General features: G+C 64.1%; 16 protein-coding genes. 7 read left to right on the top strand and 9 right to left on the bottom strand.

What is annotated here, in order from left to right; genetic code table 11:
- Positions 1 to 754: 754 nt before the first annotated feature.
- A complete protein-coding gene (locus tag BCHO_RS05635; protein ID WP_034256305.1) occupies positions 755 to 1,630 on the bottom strand; it encodes a nitroreductase in 876 nt (291 codons plus the stop codon).
- Between the two features lie 349 nt (positions 1,631 to 1,979).
- On the bottom strand, positions 1,980 to 3,218 hold the full coding sequence (locus BCHO_RS05630) for an ATP-binding protein (protein ID WP_024540441.1): 1,239 nt from the start codon (positions 3,216 to 3,218) through the stop codon (positions 1,980 to 1,982).
- A 260-nt stretch (positions 3,219 to 3,478) separates the two neighbouring features.
- Here BCHO_RS05630 and BCHO_RS05625 point away from each other — a divergent pair, with 260 nt between their 5' ends.
- Both BCHO_RS05625 and BCHO_RS05620 read left to right on the top strand, forming a co-directional pair.
- Positions 3,479 to 4,216: a gamma-glutamyl-gamma-aminobutyrate hydrolase family protein gene (locus tag BCHO_RS05625; protein WP_024540442.1), complete on the top strand. Its 738-nt coding sequence runs from the start codon at positions 3,479 to 3,481 to the stop codon at positions 4,214 to 4,216.
- 123 nt (positions 4,217 to 4,339) lie between these two features.
- Complete coding sequence (locus tag BCHO_RS05620; protein ID WP_024540443.1) at positions 4,340 to 5,326, top strand: hypothetical protein; 987 nt, start codon at positions 4,340 to 4,342, stop codon at positions 5,324 to 5,326.
- Between the two features lie 40 nt (positions 5,327 to 5,366).
- Here BCHO_RS05620 and BCHO_RS05615 read toward each other — a convergent pair whose 3' ends face one another.
- The 4 genes from BCHO_RS05615 to BCHO_RS05600 form a co-directional block, all read right to left on the bottom strand.
- Positions 5,367 to 6,566 carry a MalY/PatB family protein gene (locus tag BCHO_RS05615; protein ID WP_193345752.1) on the bottom strand — a complete coding sequence of 400 codons (1,200 nt, stop codon included), beginning with the start codon at positions 6,564 to 6,566 and terminating at the stop codon, positions 5,367 to 5,369.
- A gap of 19 nt (positions 6,567 to 6,585) precedes the next feature.
- Positions 6,586 to 7,443 carry a DUF3737 family protein gene (locus BCHO_RS05610; RefSeq protein WP_024540445.1) on the bottom strand — a complete coding sequence of 286 codons (858 nt, stop codon included), beginning with the start codon at positions 7,441 to 7,443 and terminating at the stop codon, positions 6,586 to 6,588.
- Between the two features lie 455 nt (positions 7,444 to 7,898).
- Complete coding sequence (locus tag BCHO_RS05605) at positions 7,899 to 9,383, bottom strand: nucleobase:cation symporter-2 family protein (protein ID WP_024540446.1); 1,485 nt, start codon at positions 9,381 to 9,383, stop codon at positions 7,899 to 7,901.
- A 233-nt stretch (positions 9,384 to 9,616) separates the two neighbouring features.
- The gene (locus BCHO_RS05600) at positions 9,617 to 10,198 is read right to left on the bottom strand and encodes a xanthine phosphoribosyltransferase (protein WP_024540447.1); all 582 of its coding nucleotides are present in this window, start codon (positions 10,196 to 10,198) and stop codon (positions 9,617 to 9,619) included.
- Positions 10,199 to 10,507: 309 nt separating this feature from the next.
- Here BCHO_RS05600 and BCHO_RS05595 point away from each other — a divergent pair, with 309 nt between their 5' ends.
- The 5 genes from BCHO_RS05595 (at position 10,508) to BCHO_RS05575 (ending at position 14,468) form a co-directional block, all read left to right on the top strand.
- Positions 10,508 to 11,002, top strand: coding sequence for a hypothetical protein (locus tag BCHO_RS05595; protein ID WP_034256303.1), 495 nt, complete (start codon positions 10,508 to 10,510; stop codon positions 11,000 to 11,002).
- A 126-nt stretch (positions 11,003 to 11,128) separates the two neighbouring features.
- Positions 11,129 to 11,527: a hypothetical protein gene (locus BCHO_RS05590; protein WP_024540378.1), complete on the top strand. Its 399-nt coding sequence runs from the start codon at positions 11,129 to 11,131 to the stop codon at positions 11,525 to 11,527.
- 993 nt (positions 11,528 to 12,520) lie between these two features.
- Positions 12,521 to 12,934: a GntR family transcriptional regulator gene (locus BCHO_RS05585; RefSeq protein ID WP_237743043.1), complete on the top strand. Its 414-nt coding sequence runs from the start codon at positions 12,521 to 12,523 to the stop codon at positions 12,932 to 12,934.
- On the top strand, positions 12,931 to 13,848 hold the full coding sequence (locus BCHO_RS05580) for an ABC transporter ATP-binding protein (RefSeq protein ID WP_081707897.1): 918 nt from the start codon (positions 12,931 to 12,933) through the stop codon (positions 13,846 to 13,848). Before BCHO_RS05585 ends, BCHO_RS05580 begins: the two co-directional genes overlap by 4 nt.
- The gene (locus BCHO_RS05575; RefSeq protein ID WP_081707898.1) at positions 13,845 to 14,468 is read left to right on the top strand and encodes an ABC-2 transporter permease; all 624 of its coding nucleotides are present in this window, start codon (positions 13,845 to 13,847) and stop codon (positions 14,466 to 14,468) included. Before BCHO_RS05580 ends, BCHO_RS05575 begins: the two co-directional genes overlap by 4 nt.
- A 139-nt stretch (positions 14,469 to 14,607) precedes the next feature.
- Here the strand turns inward: BCHO_RS05575 and BCHO_RS09685 are convergent, their stop codons facing one another.
- The 3 genes from BCHO_RS09685 to arsD are packed head-to-tail and all read right to left on the bottom strand — an operon-like array spanning position 14,608 to position 16,728.
- Positions 14,608 to 15,786 (bottom strand): ArsA-related P-loop ATPase, encoded by a 1,179-nt coding sequence (locus BCHO_RS09685; protein ID WP_272944786.1) that lies wholly within the window; start codon positions 15,784 to 15,786, stop codon positions 14,608 to 14,610.
- Positions 15,719 to 16,369, bottom strand: a complete 651-nt coding sequence (locus BCHO_RS09600; protein ID WP_272944785.1) for a TRC40/GET3/ArsA family transport-energizing ATPase — start codon at positions 16,367 to 16,369, stop codon at positions 15,719 to 15,721. The genes BCHO_RS09685 and BCHO_RS09600 overlap by 68 nt, the downstream gene beginning before the upstream one ends.
- Complete coding sequence (gene arsD, locus BCHO_RS05565) at positions 16,360 to 16,728, bottom strand: arsenite efflux transporter metallochaperone ArsD (protein WP_024540382.1); 369 nt, start codon at positions 16,726 to 16,728, stop codon at positions 16,360 to 16,362. Before arsD ends, BCHO_RS09600 begins: the two co-directional genes overlap by 10 nt.
- Between the last annotated feature and the right edge of the window lie 77 nt (positions 16,729 to 16,805).

Below are 16,805 nucleotides of genomic sequence, written 5' to 3'. Positions count from 1 at the left end.
CCGAAGTCCGGCTTCGGCGGGCGCCGCCCGTAATCGTCCTCCCGGTTCCGATTGATCGGCCGATGAAAGGTGCCCCCGATGATCATCCTGATCGCCGGCGCGTCGCACTCCGGCAAGACGGCGTTCGCGTAGCGGCTGCTCGAACGCTACGGCTACCAGTACCTGTCGATCGGCCATCTGAAGATGGGGCTGATCCGCTCCGGGCAGACGCCGCTCACGCCCGATGATGACGACGCGCTCGTCGACTACCTGTGGCCGATCGTGCGCGAGATGGTCGAGACCGCCATCGAGAACGGGCAGCACCTCATCATCGAAGGCTGCTACATCCCGTTCGACTGGGCGCGCGATTTCGAGCCGCGCTACCTTGCGCACATACGCTACCGTTGCATCGTGCTGACCGAACGGTACATCCGCGCGCATTTCGACGACGTCCTGCGCTACGCGAACGTCATCGAGCGGCGCGTCGACGACTCGTCATGCACGATGGGGCGCGTCATCGACGACAATGCGCTCACGCTCGCGCAGGCCCGCGCGCACGGCGTCGATATCCTGCTCGTTGACGACGACTACGACGTCGACGTCGATCTCGACGAGGACATCGTGATGGACGAGGCGCAGCGCTGCGAACGGATCGCGATGATCAGAAACGGCCGTGTGAACGCCGACGGCTCGCCGGAGCGGATCTGTGAGCGCACGCGGACGGCCACGCTCGAGGAGGCGTTCCTGGCCCTCGAGCGTGGCCGTCCGCGTGCGCTCAGCCGATGCATGCCGCTGACCTACGGCGTCGACGTGCTGCGCGACGTGATGCTGCGCGGCGAGGGATGGGGCACCGTTTGGCCGGATCTGCTGGCGCTGTTCGTCTTCCTGGCGGCGTTCTTCGTGCTGGGCGCCGTCGGATTCCGCAAAAGGCGCGCCTGCGGCTGAACACGGGAACGCATGGGCGGACGGCGCCGATGCCGACCGCCCATGCGACCGATGGGAGAGGCCACTTCCTGATCGTGAGCACGTCCTCGGCGGCGTCGCGGTCGGTGTGGGAATCGTTGATGCGGTCCTCGGCCGGATATCCCAGCGCGATGCCGGCGATGATCGCCTCGTCGTCCGGGATGCCCATGATCGCGTGGATGTCGTCGGCGAAGCGGACCACCTCATAGGCGGGGGCCGAGTCGACGCCGTTGTCCTTCGCCGCGAGCATCAGCGTCTGCGAGAAGGCGCCGATGTCGTAGACCATCCACGGGGAGACCTCCCGCTGCGCGGTAGGATAGACGAGCGCGGAGGCGTTGAACAGCCTGGCCTGCATCTGGCTCATCTCCATGCCGTCCTGACCGAGGAACGCGGTGAGCCGCTCGCCCCAGCGCTGCATGTTCTCCAGCGGGAAGCGTCCCCAGGGCGAGCGGGGATCTGCTGCATGTCGACGTGCTCGGGGCGCCTGCATGGCCTTGCTCAGGTGCTCGCGCTTGATCTTCTCGAGCGTGTTCCCCTTGGCGATGTACACCTTCCACGGTTGCGAGTTGGCCCACGACGGCGTGCGTTGCGCGACGGCGACGATCCTGGTCAGCACCTCGTCCGGAATCTCCTGCGACTTGAAGTCGCGCACCGAATGGAGTGCCCTCACCGCTTCCTCGAATTCCATGATGTACCTCCGATTCGATGGACGTTCGGCACGACGGGAGTATAGGAGGCGGCGACGGGACGGGCAATCGTCAGGCAGCGCATTATGTGATATGTGAAAGGAGTAAGCGCGGGGAATTGCCGCCGTGGCGCCGCCGCATGGCACGATGCATGTGCATATAGGTTGATACGAGTGCGGATGCCCTATGATGCATGGTCGGGACAGGGGCAGGATCTTGTGCTCCGGCTCAGCGAGCGGTACGGCGATGCGTTGCGGGGAATAGCCGTCGATGCCGCGATGGGATACATGAAAATGTTCATCTACGTCGACGCCGACGGGGCACGGTAGGGTCGCCGCAGGTCGTCGGCGCTCACGAATCGAGCAGCCAGTCGACGATGTTGCGGATCTCGATGCCATCGGGAGTCATGCCGAGGCGGAACCTGTCGAGCGTGAGCACGGTCTTCGGGAACGAATCGTGCAGTGCCTGCAGAGGCGCGAGCTCTCGCTCCCTGATGGCTTCGTCGAGCATCGTTTCGGTGACCTGAATGTAGGTCCTGCCGTCGAATCGTTGGGCTACGAAATCGATTTCCGCGCCGCGAAGCCTTCCGACATGCACATCGTATCCGCGCCTGCGCAGTTCGGTCGCGACTACGTTCTCCAATTGGAACCCGTAGTTTCGGGAGGAGAATCCGTTTGCGATGTTGCGCAGCCCGCAGTCCTCCGCATAGAACTTGCGCAGGGGATTGAGCAGGTCCTTGCCTTGAAGTCCGAACTGCGTGGCCTCGAAGAGGATGAACGCACGCATGAGACCGTCGATGTAGGACTCGACCGTCTCCGCGGAGGTCTTGCGTCCCCCACTCACCAGCGCGCCGACGATTTTCCGGGTGGAGAACAGATTGCCGGATGTGGAGAAGAGATAGGTGACGAGACGGTTGAGCAGCGGAAGGTCGCGGATCTGCAGATGCTGAGCGACGTCACGTAGGATGACGGTGTCGTACACGGACCCCAGTTCTCGGGCGATGCTCTCCTCATTGAATTCCCGGAGCGCGAACAGCGTGGGCATGCCGCCGAAACGGACGTAGTCCGCGAACAGCTCGTCGTGGGAAAGCTGCGCGCGGTCAGCAAACAACGTTCGCGTGAATTCGAGGTACTCCTTAAAGGAGAGCGGATGCACGTCTATGGTCACGGTTCTGCCGGCGAGCACGGTCGCAAGGTCCGTCGAAAGCAGATGTGCGTTCGAGCCGGTGATGTATACGTCCACATTCTCGAGTGTGTGCAGCCCGCGCACCACTTTCGGCCAGCCCTGCACCTCCTGGATCTCGTCGAGGAAGACATAGCGCATCTGCGCGTCGTCGGATCCGCTCAGCATCCGCTGCAGCTCGTCGGTGAGCTGTTGCGCGGTGAACTCGAGTGGGAGGCCGAATTCGTCGAATCGTCTGCGGTAGATGTTGCACGCGGGGACGCCTTCCGTGAGCAGACGTGCGCGGAGCATCTCGAGAAGGCTCGATTTGCCGCATCTGCGGATGCCCTGCAGTACCTTGATATGTTCGGAACCGCGATAGGACTCCAGCAGATTCATATACTGCGGACGATTGATGTACTGTCTCATGCCCATATGGTCCTCGCTCTGCAAAAGTATCAGTTATATTCGATACTATGACCGATCATATCAAAAATGTAGAGCGTAACTGACATTTTGAATATCCATGTCGAAAACGTCAGGTATGGCTGACGGATTGCGCCGCTTCGGACGCCTGATCCGTCCTGCGCCGCCGCGAAACGGATCCGTAATCGCCATGTCACCGGCCGGACGCCGAAGACGGATAGGTTGGGTCCGGCCATGTCGAGCGGAGGTGAAGGAGGACGCCCATGCGACCGGTGATCGCGGTGATGCCGCTGGTGGACGACGAACGGGGGAGCCTGTGGATGCTGCGCGAGGCCGGAGCCGTGCCGTTCATGCCGGCGCTGACGACGGACGCCGAGGAGATCAGACGCATCTTCGACATGAGCGACGGGCTGCTGATGACCGGCGGCCATGACGTCGACCCGCGTCGCTATGGCGAGGAGCCGCGGTTCGACAACGTTGTGCCGAACATCATGCGCGACGCGATGGAGACCGCGCTGCTGCGTCTCGCGCTCGCCGACGACAGACCGGTGTTCGGCATCTGCCGTGGTCTGCAGATTATCAACGTGCACTGCGGCGGCACGCTGTACCAGGATCTGCCGAGCGAGCATCCGAGTGGCGTCGAGCACCACCAGAAGCCGCCGTACGACCGTCCCGCGCATCGGGTGCACGTCGTCGACGGGACGCCGCTGCACGACGAGCTGCGCGTCGACGACCTCGCCGTCAACAGCTACCACCATCAGGCGATCCGCACGCTCGGCGACGGACTCGAGGCGATGGCAGTCAGCGAGGACGGCCTTGTCGAGGCGGTCCACCGGCCGGCGAGCAGATATTGCCACGCCGTGCAGTGGCATCCGGAGTTCCGTTACAGGACGGACGTGGCCAGCCGGCTGTTGTTTCGCTCCTTCGTCGCGGCCTGCTGCCCCCGCCCGGCAGGGGGCATTGCGCCGTCGGCGTCGACGCCGACGGCGCAATGCCTTTGAAAGCATAGGCGAGGGGAATCTCGCCGCGGGCCCTCTAGACTGGGATGAACAAGACCAATGATCCGAGGCCGTACAAGCCGTACGGCGATCGAACGAACGGGCAGCATGGGAGAGGGTGCGATGATGACGGAACAAGCGGACGGCGGCGACGCGCACGGGACAACGGAGACACGCCGGGCGGGAACGGCGCGGATACGCGATGAGATCGCCACGCAGGCGCACAACGCCTCGGTCCGGGCGCAGGCGCGGCGCACACAGAGGCTGGTCGAAGAGGACGATCGTTTCGGATACGACCGCCATGCCACCAACAGGGCGTTGAGGATCGCGAACGGCGTGGCGATCATCATCCTCGGATTCGCGGCGGGCAGGTTCCTGCAGGCGCTTCCCGAACGCAACACCGCGGATGTGCAGGAGGTGATCAGCGGGCTCGACCGCCTGATCGGGCTCATGACCAAGGAACTGGTGGAACTGCCGCATCTGCAGCGGCATCCCGAATCGTTCATCGTCGAGATCGTCGCCATATTGGTCGGCTACATGCTGCTCAAACGCACGCATGAGGACTCGTTGGAGTATGCCGCCGCCTTCAACCGCATCGAGCAGTTCTACACGGTAGCGCAGCGGCGGCAGGGATGGATCCGCTGCGCTGCGCTCGTGATGCTGGGGACCGCGGCGATCCTCGTCACGCATGGTCTGCTGCTCGCCTACGGGCATGCGATGCCCGACGACGTCGCCGCCGGCGTCGCGCAGACGAGCGTCGCGATGGGGGTGTGGTGCTACGTGTTCGGCGGCCTGTACGCGACGCGCACGGATCTGTTCCTGTACAATTTCCGGGCGTTGCGCAACGTCAACGTCTATGAGCTGGGCAAAAGCGAGACCGACGAGCGACGCGAGATGCGGCTCGGCGAGAAGAAGCTGTGCGACCTGTCGTCGTCGCTGACCGGCTTCGCCGTGGCGATCGGCGTGCTGGGCGCGCTCGGCATGTACTTCCTGCCCAGCTTCCGTTCGCCGTACTTCTGGCTGCCGCTCGTGGTGACGGCCGTCGTCGCGCTTATGCTGCGTTGGCTCGTGATCCGTCTCGCACGCCGGCGCTACGAGCCCGATTTCGATTGACGGGGACGGATGCGCGGTGCTCCGTCACCGTTTGGACGCCTCAGCGTCGCGCATAGGAGGCGGCGCCTTCGAGCAGTCGGCGCACGCCGTCGACGACGAGGCCGGCGTGCGTGCCGAGGTTCATGCGCAGGAATCTCGAACCGTTCTCGCCGTAGATGCCGCCGTACGAGAGCACGAGTCCGGTATGCTCGCGCAGATGCTCGCAGAAACGCTCGGCCGTGGCGTCGCCGACGCGCTCGAGCAGTCCCGAGCAGTCGATCCACGCCAGATAGGTGGCATCCGACGCCACCATGTGCAGCATCCCGTCGGATTCGGCGTCGAGGCGGGCGGACACGTAGTCCTTGTTGCGCTGCACGACGCGGCGCAGGTCCTCGAGCCACCGGTCGCACGCGGTGTATGCGGCGATCGTCGAGAACACGGCGAAATCGTTCGGTTCGGCGACCTCGTCGGTGTTGACGCCGCGCACGGCGCGCGCCCGCAGGCCGTCGTCGTCGCAGATGAAATACGCGGATTGCAGTCCGGCCACGTTGAACGCCTTCGACGGCGACGAACAGGTCACGCAGATCGAACGGTTGACGTCGTTGACGGCGGCGAAGGGCGTATGGGCCATGCCGGGGCGCACGATGTCGCAGTGTACCTCGTCGGAGATCACCGTGACGTCGTGCGCGGCGCACAGCGCGCCGATATGCGCGAGGTCGTCGGCGCCCCAGACGTTGCCGCTCGGGTTCTGCGGGTTGCACAGGATCATCAGCCGCGTCAGCGGGTCGGCGAGTTTGGTTTCGAGGTCGTCGAAGTCGATCGAGTAGGCGCCGTGCTCGTAGCGCAGCGGGTTGGCCAGCACGCGCCGGCCGTTGTTGACGATCGAGTTCGTGAAGATGTTGTAGACCGGCGGCTGGATGACGACCTTCTCGGCGACGTTCGTCAGCGAGCGCACGAGCGAGGAGACCGCCGGGATGACGCCGGTCGTGAACGTCACATGGTCCGGATCCACGTCCATGCCGTAGCGGCGCGACCACCAGCCGGCGACGGCGTCGTTCCATGTTTCGGGGACGTCGGTGTAGCCGAAGGTGCCGTTGGCGACGCGTGCGGCCAGCGCCTCGCGGATCGCCGGAGCGGTGCGGAAGTCCATGTCCGCGACCCACATCGGCAGTTCGCCGTCGGCCACATCCCATTTCATGGACGCGATGCCCGAGCGGTCGACGGGGGAGTCGAATGCGTCGATGTGTTCGTTGATGTCCATGCCATGCCTTCCTGTTCGTCTATTCGAGTGGCGTCCGCCGCGTGTCGATGAGCCGGATTCCTGTCGTGTCGATCTTGGGGTCGTCCTGCACGACGTCGCCGAATCCGGCCGCGCGGATCGTGCCGGAGACCGGGTTGACGACGCCGTCGACATGCGTCGTGATGTTGGCGTCGATGCCGGTGCAGTATTCGAAGGCCCGCGTCGTGTTGATCAGACGGCAGTCCCGCATCGTCAGCCCGTCGATGTAGCACAGGCCCTGCAGGCTTTCGATCGTGCAGTTCTCGAAGGTGATGTTCCTTGTGTTCCATGCGAGGTACTCGCCGCTGATGAACGAGTCGCGCACCGTCACGTTCTCGCAGTTCCAGAACGCGTCCTTCGACAGCAGCCGCGCGCGTTCCACCGTGATGTCGCGCGCGCCGTCGAAGCAGTAGTTGCCGGTGAGCTGGAAGTCGCTGACATGCATGCCCGCGCAGTCCATCGCGAAGTAGTCGCCGTTGGCGCTCACATGGCGCAGCGTGACGTCGCGGCACTGCCAGAACGTCTCCGCGGCATTGGTGAAGGCGGTGCGTTCGACGGTCACGTCCTCGTTACGGCGGAACTCCTTGGGCGCTTGGATCGTGCAGTCGGCGAAGCGCATGTGCCTGGAATACCAGAACGCGGCGTGCGCGTTGAACTCGAACAGGCTGTTCGTCACCTCGACGCGGTCGCTGTACCACAGCGGATACTTCCAGCGGAACACCGTGTCCTTGACGGTGACGTCCCTCGACTCCTTGAGCGGGGATTCGCCGTCCTCGAACACGCAGTCCTCGATGAGCGCGTCGCGCTGCGCGAACAGCGCGCGTTCGCCGGTGAGTCGTTGTCCACGGATTTCCTGCATCGCCATGTCTTTCCTTGTCCTGTGTATCTTCGGGTCCTCGTGCCGTGCGCCTGCGGGCGGCGTCGGCGGCCTTGCGCGCGCCGACGCGTCCTATGGGCGGCCGGATTCCACGAATCATTGTAGGGACGGACCGTCTGGCCGGCGCCGATGTTCTCCCGGCGACGTATTCGAAATCGGCACGGCCGCCATTCGTCGCCGGCATGACGCCGGAGGCGGTGGCGAAGGATCGTGCATCCCGTGGGGAATCGCTTATCGGTGGCGGGCTGGCGATGAGCTGACGGTGGCGGCCGGCGCGCGGTGCACCCCGTAAGGAATCGCCCGTCGGCGGTGGGCGCTTGCGACTGCCGGTAGGAAAAGCATGCGATATGCATCCCATGGGGGAGCGCCTACCGGTAGTGGGGAGGATGGGCGGGCGGTAACGGGGCAGGACCCCTCGCAAAGGTCGCCGGATCAGCTCACTTCGTCTGCTTCGGCGTGGCGAGGAAATGCTCCTCGCTCGGCAGGAAGACGTTGAGGATGACGGCGACGACGAAGGCGACGGCGATGCAGTTCGACGCGAAGATCGACTGGAACAGCGGCGGGAAATGCTCGAAGATGCTCGAGACCTGCGTGAAGCCGATGCCGATCGTCAGCGACAGCGCGGCGATCGTGATGTTGCGCTGCGTGTAGCCGGCGTCAGAGATCATCTGGAAGCCCGAGAGGATGATGTTGCCGAACATCATGATCGTGCAGCCGCCGAGCACCGCCTGCGGCATCGAGTTGAAGACCTCGGAGATGGCCGGCACGAAGCTCGCGAGGATGAGCAGCACGCCGCCGGAGAGGATGACCTTCCTGTTGACGACCTTCGTCATCGCGACCAGGCCGATGTTCTGTGCGAACGACGTCAGCGGCAGGCAGCCGAAGACGCCCGAAACCGAGGAGATCAGGCCGTCGCCGGCGATCGCGCCGGCCGTCTCGCGTTGCGTCGGCTCACGATCGAGGCCCACCTTCGTCAACGCGGCCGTGTCGCCGAGCACCTCGACCGACGAGACGACGTAGAGCAGTCCGATCGAGACGATCGCGCCCCAGTCGAATTCGGGCTTGAACGGCATGACGGACGGCAGGCTCATGACCTGCAGATGCGCGAATCCGCTGAAATCGACCTTGCCGAAGCACAACGCGGCGACGTAACCGATGAGCAGGCCGAAAAGCACCGACAGCTGCTTGGCGGTGCCCTTCATGCACAGCTGGAACACGAGGCAGGCGACGAGCGAGATCAGGCCGAGCGTGAGGTTCTGCCAGCTGCCGAAGTCCTTCGCGCCGGCGCCGCCGCCGAAGCTTTCGGCGCCGACCGACAGCAGCGAGAAGCCGATCGCGGTGACGACGATCGCCGAGACGATCGGCGGCACGAAGCGCTGCCAGTACTTCGCCGTCAGGCCGAGTACGACCTCGAGCAGGCCTCCGACGATGACGGCGCCGACGACGGCGCTGTAGCCCTGATGGGAGACGATCGCGATGGCGGCGGCGACGTAGGTGAAGGAGATGCCGGTGACCATCGGCAGGCGCGAACCGAAACGCCACACCCCGTACAGCTGCAGGCAGGTGCCGAGACCGGCGACGAGCAGGCCGGACTGGATGATCTTCGCGGAGTCGGTCGCGGACATGTTGCCGGCGGCGGCCACGAGGAAGATCGGCGCGAGGTTGGCGACGAACATCGCGAGCACATGCTGCAGGCCGAAGGGTATGCCCTTCCAGAAGGAGACCGGCGCGTCGAGGCTCGAGAGCGTCTCGAAGGAGACGCCGGAGCGTTTCGCCTCGCGGCGCTCCTCGGCGGGGGTGGCTGCGGCCTCGTCGCGCTTGAGCTCGTCGGTGACGACGGTGGATTCGAGGGTTCCGGTCCCGCCCGACGGATCGGGGTCGCTCGTCGGTGCCGTGGTGTTCGGGGCGTCGGTGGGTGTCATATCGTCTCCAGTGGTAGTGATGGGGGAAAATGATGGTGGCATGGGAAGGCCGGCGCGGATCATGCGGTGCGGGCCGGCCGACGGGGAATCGCGCAATGACGATGACGATGAAAAACGGAAGGATAAGGCTGGGACGTCGCACAGCCGCAAACGAGGAAGAAGCCGGAGGCGATGGCCATCGGCTTCTTCCTCGTATTCGCGCGGCGGCCCGCAGGGGAGGGATGGGCGGTGTGCTATGCGCGGAAGGCCACGGTGCCGGTCTCGGCATCCATCGAATCGATGATCGCGAGCGAATCGAGGTCGTAGCCCTCGGCGCGCAGGCCGTCGCCGCCGCCCTGGAAACCCTTCTCGATCGCGATGCCGATGCCCTCGACGGTCGCGCCGGCGTCCTCGCACAGCTCGATCAGGCCGGCGAGCGCCTGTCCGTTCGCGAGGAAGTCGTCGATGATGAGGATGTGGTCGCCCGCGTTGAGGAACTTCTTCGAGACGATGACCGGGAACTCCTTCTGCTTGGTGAACGAGAAGACACGAGTCACGTACTGGTCGCCGTCGAGGTTGATCGACTGCGCCTTCTTCGCGAACACGACCGGCACGTCGCCGAAATGCTGCGCGGCGATGCAGGCGATGCCGATGCCGGACGCTTCGATCGTCAGGATCTTCGTGATCGTCTTGCCGGCGAAATGCTCGGCCCATGCGGCGCCCATCGCGTTGAACAGCGCGACGTCGCACTGGTGGTTGAGGAACGCGTCCACCTTGAGCACGTTGCCCGGCTTGACCGTTCCCTCTCGCGCGATGCGTTCCTCAAGTTCCTTCATCGATGCCGTTCCTTTCCTCGGATGGTCGTGCGTGCCCGCCTCGGCGTATGCCCATACGGGGCCGGATCGGGGTGCGGTGCGCGCGGGACGTGGTGATGGCGTCCCACCTTACGCCGTGCAAATGACGAGGCCGCCGAAACGCCGCAGCGCCGAGTCGGGGCGGCCGTCCGCCCTCCCCGGAGGGTGGTCGTTGCGACGGGCGGGCATCATGTCTCGACACGCGGAGCGGGGCGATCCGGATTGAAATACAACGCCACGGATAATTAAATATGAGCGTAGAGGGAAGCGCTGATTGAGGGGAGCAAAATCATGAATGAATCGACTTCGACGCAGGAGCGCACGTCGCACGGAAAACGTCGGATCATCATCGGCGTTTCGGCGCTGCTGGTCGCCGTCCTGGCCGCCGGCGGCGCGGTCGCCGTGTACCGGCATTCCGCGTCCGCGCAATTGGCGGAGGAGAGGGAGGCGTGCGCCCGGTCGAGCGAGACGCTGCGCGTGGCGCGCAACACGTATGACACGCTGCACGACCAGGATGCGGCCGAGGCCGTGAAGATCACCGACAAGCAGGTCGCGGACGGCGATACGGTCACGGTTCTGGCCGCCGCCTACAAGGAGAAGACACCCGACTTGGCCGCATGCAACGTGTCCGGTGTGGACCAACTGCGCGAGGTGATGGGCCGCATCGAGCAGAACGCCGCATGGTACGACACGCACACCGCCGACCTGTCGAAGGCCGTGGACGCGGTCAACGAGTCGCATGACGCCAAGACGTTGAAGGACGCCAAGGACGCCCTGTCCAAGTAGCTGACGGCCGCGCAGGAGAAGGTCAAGGGCACAGCCGGCAAGGTCAAGGACGACAGGACCCGCAAGGACCTCAAGGCCCTGATCGGCAAGGCCGCCACAACCAAGAGCGGCAAGGATGCCAAGGCGATGGACGCGCAGGCCAAGCAGCTCAAGGAGCTCATGGGCAAGGTGGACGCCTCCGTCAAAGCCAAGCAGGACGCGGATAGGAAGTCGGCCGAAGAGAAGGCCCGCAAGGAAGCCGGAGCCCAAGCCGCGACGCAGGCGCAGGCGAACGCTCAGGCGCAGCAGCAGTACACGGCGCCGCAACAGTCGTACACGCCCGCCTACACCGCACCCCAGCAGACGTACACGGCACCAAGCGCGCCCCGGTACACGGCACCGGCCGCTCCGCAGCAGAGCGCCCCGCAGACCACGACGCCCAGCAAACCCAACACCGGAAGCGGCAGCGGCCCCATCAGCGGCGGACACGGATGCAATGAAGGTGATTGCAGCGACGCCCCCGACCTCGGATATATCCCCCGCTGATGACCTCAATAACGGACGGTGGAGGTGACTTCCCGGGTGGTTCCGGCAACACCGGAACCACCCTTCACCATTCAGCGGAAGCCGTAAGCCGCGTATGCCGGGCCGCATGTTACATCCATGGCCGGAGGCGCGCCCTAGATATGGATTTGTGCCACCGTGGCATGTCGTGGGATATTGGAGTCGTTCAATGGCGCAGGAACCGTAACGGCATGAAAGGGCGAAGAGCATCATGGCTGATGTGTTCGATGTCGCCGCACCATCCAAGCGCCGTTCCTGATCGGTCCGACCTATCCGCCGGTTCATCACGTTTTCGGCAGGCGGTGGGTGTGCCGAGATTGGCGGCTTGCTGCCGATGAGGGCATCCGATTGCAACGGCGTCTGTCGGCTTGAGGACGTATCGCAATCGGCGCGTCATCGTTACACGGTTCTTGGAGTAGTGGCACCGTGAGGAACTACGATGGAACCACGAAAACATGATGGGCATGATGACGATCCCCGGACTGGATGATTCCTCCGGTTGGAGGAACTCCGCCAGAGGTCGATGTGGACGGCGCAGCGGAACCTGCGAAGACAGGCGAAGGCCCGTGTGCTGTCATCGATTATGACGAAGCTGGCCGCGCGGAGGAAGGCGACGCATAAGAACGACTGAACCGGCATAAGCCGAGCCGCCCACGCCGGCAGCGGACCCGACGTGTCGTCTATCAGCCGGATGACGAATGAGGCCATGCGCGGGTTCTTTGGCCTTCTCGGGGACGCTGAAAATAACTAACGGTACATGTCCCGTAATCTGCAGTGTATGTGCTGCGATCGCAGAGCAGCAAAACATGGACAATATGACTCCGGCCCATGCACCTCGGCGCATGGATGCCCCGCCCTTCAGGTCGACACATCGCATGCCGTCGCCATCGTTATATAGTGTACTGTACTGTTATATAGTGTTATATATTCGGTTGCGGCATACGCCACGGCCAACGACGACGGGAGGACGGAGGCATGATGGACATCGTCATCAACGCCGCCTCGATGACGCCGATCTACGAGCAGATCGTGGACCGCATCCGCGCGCTCATCAAAACAGGCGACCTCAGGGCAGGCGACGCGCTGCCCTCGGTGCGCGCCCTCGCGCGGCAATGCGCAATCTCGGCGCTCACCGTGAAGAAGGCGTACGACGTGCTCGAACAGGAGGGGCTCGTCGTCACCGTGCAGGGCAAGGGTACCTTCGTCGCCGAGGTCTCGCCGAACATCGTGGCCGAGGAACTCAACCACCAGATGGAGGAGGAATTCGCACAGGCGATAGCCAAGGCGCGCAGGCTGCGATTGGATGACGAGGAGATCATGGAACTCGTCACGCTGCTGCTCGACGAGACGGACGGCGAGGCGACGGATACGGAAGGAGAGATGCGATGAGCGACGACGCGATCACGCTGGACCATGCGACGAAACGATACGCGGACTTCACGCTCGACGTGACGATGCGGGTGCCGAAGGACCGCATCACCGCGCTGGTGGGCGTCAACGGATCAGGCAAGACTACGACGTTCCGAATCATCCTCGGACTCGCCGAACCGGATACCGGATCGGGAACGCTGCTCGGCGCTGACGTCACCCGACTGCCGAACGCCGTCAAGCGACGCGTCGGCTCCGCGCTTGCCGAGGCGTCCTTCGACGCCGTGTTCACCGGCGGGGACATCATCAAGCAGCAGGCGGTTTTCTATCCCGCCTTCGACGCAACGCTGTGCCGCGGACTGCTCGAACGCTTCGGACTGCCGACGGACAGGCCGATGGGCGACTTCTCCACCGGCATGGCCGCGAAGTTCAGGACGATCGTCGCGATGGCGCACCGGCCCGAGGTCCTCATCCTCGACGAGCCGACGGCCGGACTCGACGTCGTCGCACGCGGCGAGCTGCTCGACTTGCTGCGCGCCTACATGGAGACGCCGGGGCATTCGATCCTCATCAGCTCGCACAACGCGAAGGACATCGAATCGCTGTGCGACGACTTCTACCTCATCGACCGCGGACGTATCCGCCTGCACGAGACGATCGACCGGCTGCGCGACGACTATGCGACGCTCATCCTCACCGACGCGCAGGCGGCGTCGCTGGATCGCTCGCACATCCTCGCGAACGTGCGCATGCACGGCGCCGTCCATGCGCTCACCGACGAACGACGGTACTACGAGGAGAACATGCCCGGCGTCCAGATCGCACGCGGCGACATCGACGGGCTCATCGCCGTCATGACGATGGCCGGGGAGTCGGAACACGCGCCGACGGCCCAGAAGATCGACGAGGCGACCAGGGAAAGGAGCCTGTCATGAGGGGATTGCTGACCAGGGATATGATCGCGATGGGCAAGAACCGGGCGTTCCTGGCCGTCGTGCTGATGCTGTGCCTGTTCTATACCGTGTCGGACATGTATGTCACAGGCGTGCTGCTCATGCCGATGCTGCTTGCCACGGTGTGCGGGAACATGATCCGCAACGATCTGAGCGCGCCGGTGCGCCGCACGTTGTTCGCGATGCCGTTCGACCGAGGGGAGTATGTGACGGAGAAGTACCTCGTCTCGATCGTCCCGTCCTGCCTGCTCGCGCTCGTGCTGCAGGCGCTCAGCGCCGCCGTCCATCGGCAGCCCGTCACGCAGTCGGCGATGGTCGTCGCCTGCGCGGTGCTGCTCACCGTGATCACCGCCTCGATCGAGATACCGGTGAATGTCATCTTCCGCGACCGCGCGCAGATCGCCCGCGTGTGCATCCTCGCGGTCGTGTGCGCGTTCGTCGGGATCGCCGTGTCGCTCGACATGGGCACCGACGGATTGCTCGCGATCATCGTCTCGATGCCGGCATGGGCGGTGTACGGCATCGGCGCCGCGGCGGGCGCGGCCGTGCTCGCCGTCTCCGTCATGGTGTCGCGGCATGCGCTGCGTGCGGCGCAGCTGTAGGCATGTAAGCGAACGTCGACGGAGTACGGGTTTCTCATTCGCTTTGTCGCAAAGGCGAAAAGCTCCGGGTTCCTTCCCTCTTTCGTCGAGGAGAAGGAACCCGGAGCGAGCGCATGCCGAAAGTCGACGGCTCTATCCGTCAGAGGGTTCTGTCGGTCATCACCGGCAGTTGAACCACTCGAGCATCCGCCTGCTCGACGATTGCGTCGATGACGGCTTGCTGGTCTTCCGCGCGATGCCGGAGGAATATCGAGGACGTCTCCATGGCCGGTAACGACTGGTTGACCACCCATGCCCACGGTCTGATGCCGGCTCGGGACAGATCCGCCGCCAGGGATTGCGCCTCTAGCATCGGCGTGGTCTCCGGCAAGGTCACCAGAATCGGTCGAGTCACTGCCGTATCTTGCAGACGCTGCAGAGTGGTGGCGGAATCATTGCGCCCGGACTGGCGCATGAGCTCCCGATGATAGGATCCGGCCGCATCCAGCAGCAACAGGGTATGACCGGTGGGTGCGGTATCGAGGATGACCCATTGGTCCCGGGATGTGTCCACAACCTCGGAGAACGCCTTGAAGACCGCGACCTCCTCGGTGCAGGGCGACCGCAGATCCTCCTCCAGCTGCGCATACCCATCGGCGTCCAACGAGGCGCCCTTCGTGGAGAGCACCTCTTTCCGGTAACGCTCCGTGACGGCATCAGGGTCAATCGACGACACGGTCAAGTTCGCAATGCGATCCTGCAGCGACTCATCAAGATGATTGGCAGGATCGGTGGTCGACAGATGCACGGGTTTGCCACGACGGGCCAGCTCGACGGCCAACATCTGCGCCAGAGAGGTTTTCCCGACGCCTCCCTTGCCCATGCAAAGGATGAGCTTCGGGCCACCCTCCGCAAGATCGTCCACCAAGGACGATAGCCCCACCTGCGGTTCGGAGGCAGAGCCGGACGGGTGCGGCTTGGACGTGGGCGCCTCATCCGACATGCCCTCATCATCGTCGACCACTCCCAGTCGCAGCAAATCCTCGACTCCCATAACGGGTCGGACGTTCAGTTCGATGCGCACGGCGGGAACAGCGCCGATGGCGTTTAGCTCCGGATTGGAGCCCAGTCCATCGATGAGTCTCTGCTCGCTGGCGTAGATTGAGTCGGACAGTCCGTCGGTGGCGGCGCGTGCGGGAAGGATCCCGTTGATCACCAGCAGCGACGGCTTGATTCCCATTTCGAGCAGTTCGCCCGTGGAGCGATTCGCCTCACGCAGCGTCGAGATCTGGGCTCTTGCAACCAATACGAGCGAGGTGCGTTCCGGATTGGACAGCACGGCGACCGCGTCGTGATAGGTCTGTCGGTTCTTCTCCAGGCCCGACAACGGTCCGAGGCAGGGCGCCCTTGTCGATAAAATTGGACCAGTCTCCCGGCAATGACAGCAGTCTGAGGGTATGTCCGGTCGGCGCCGTGTCGAAAACGATGTGATCATATCGGGAGGTGACGTCCTCATTCGTCAGGTAGTCGACGAATCGGTTGAAGCTCGCGACTTCTACCGTACAGGAGCCGGAAAGGGTCTCCTCGGTCGTCGCCAGCACTTCGGGCGGCAGCAGTCCACGAACCGGCCCGAGGATGGACTCACGATACCGCTCGGCCTCCGCCTCCGGATCGATCTCGATTGCGTCGAAACGGGCGGCTCCAGGTATGAGATCGGTCAGCGCCGTTCCGTCCGCTCCGATTTCGCGACCGAACACCTGTCCGATGTTCGAAGCCGGGTCGGTCGACACCAGCAATACGCGCCGTCCGCGGGCGGCCGCGCGGGCGGCCAGCGAGCAGGCCACGGTGGTCTTTCCGACGCCGCCCTTGCCGGTGAAGAACGTGAATTTCGCAGTGAGTTCCGGAAGGGACGTCAACGGCATCCTCCCTTGCAGCAGCAACCGGATTCGCCGGACGGCGAGGAGGAGTTTGCCTGAGTGTCCGCTCCGGCATATCGGCGCAGCTGATCGAGCTGCGGATAGACACCGGTGCCCACGATCGTGCCGTCGACCACAGTCACAGGCAAGCCATCCGCGCCTGCGACCGCAAGATAGGCCTTCACCGGTTCACATGCCGCAAAATCCGCAGGCTCGGAAGCCAGATTATGCCTGATGACGCGTATGCCCTCCTTGTCCAAGGAGAGCAGAGCCGCGTTGAAATCAACGAGGGCCTGGTTCACCTCGCCACCGCAGACGCCGGAGGAACAACACAAAGCCGGTTCGTATATATCAATCTGACGCATGACATGCTCCTTACATTTCGATGAGCGTCGAATTGTTATTGATACTACTATACGTTTCGATGAACGTCAAAATGTAT

It is taken from the genome of Bifidobacterium choerinum (assembly GCF_000741135.1).
Taxonomy (GTDB): domain Bacteria; phylum Actinomycetota; class Actinomycetes; order Actinomycetales; family Bifidobacteriaceae; genus Bifidobacterium; species Bifidobacterium choerinum.
Note: the sequence above shows the minus strand (reverse complement) of the source record. Positions and strands in the feature narration are given on the sequence as shown.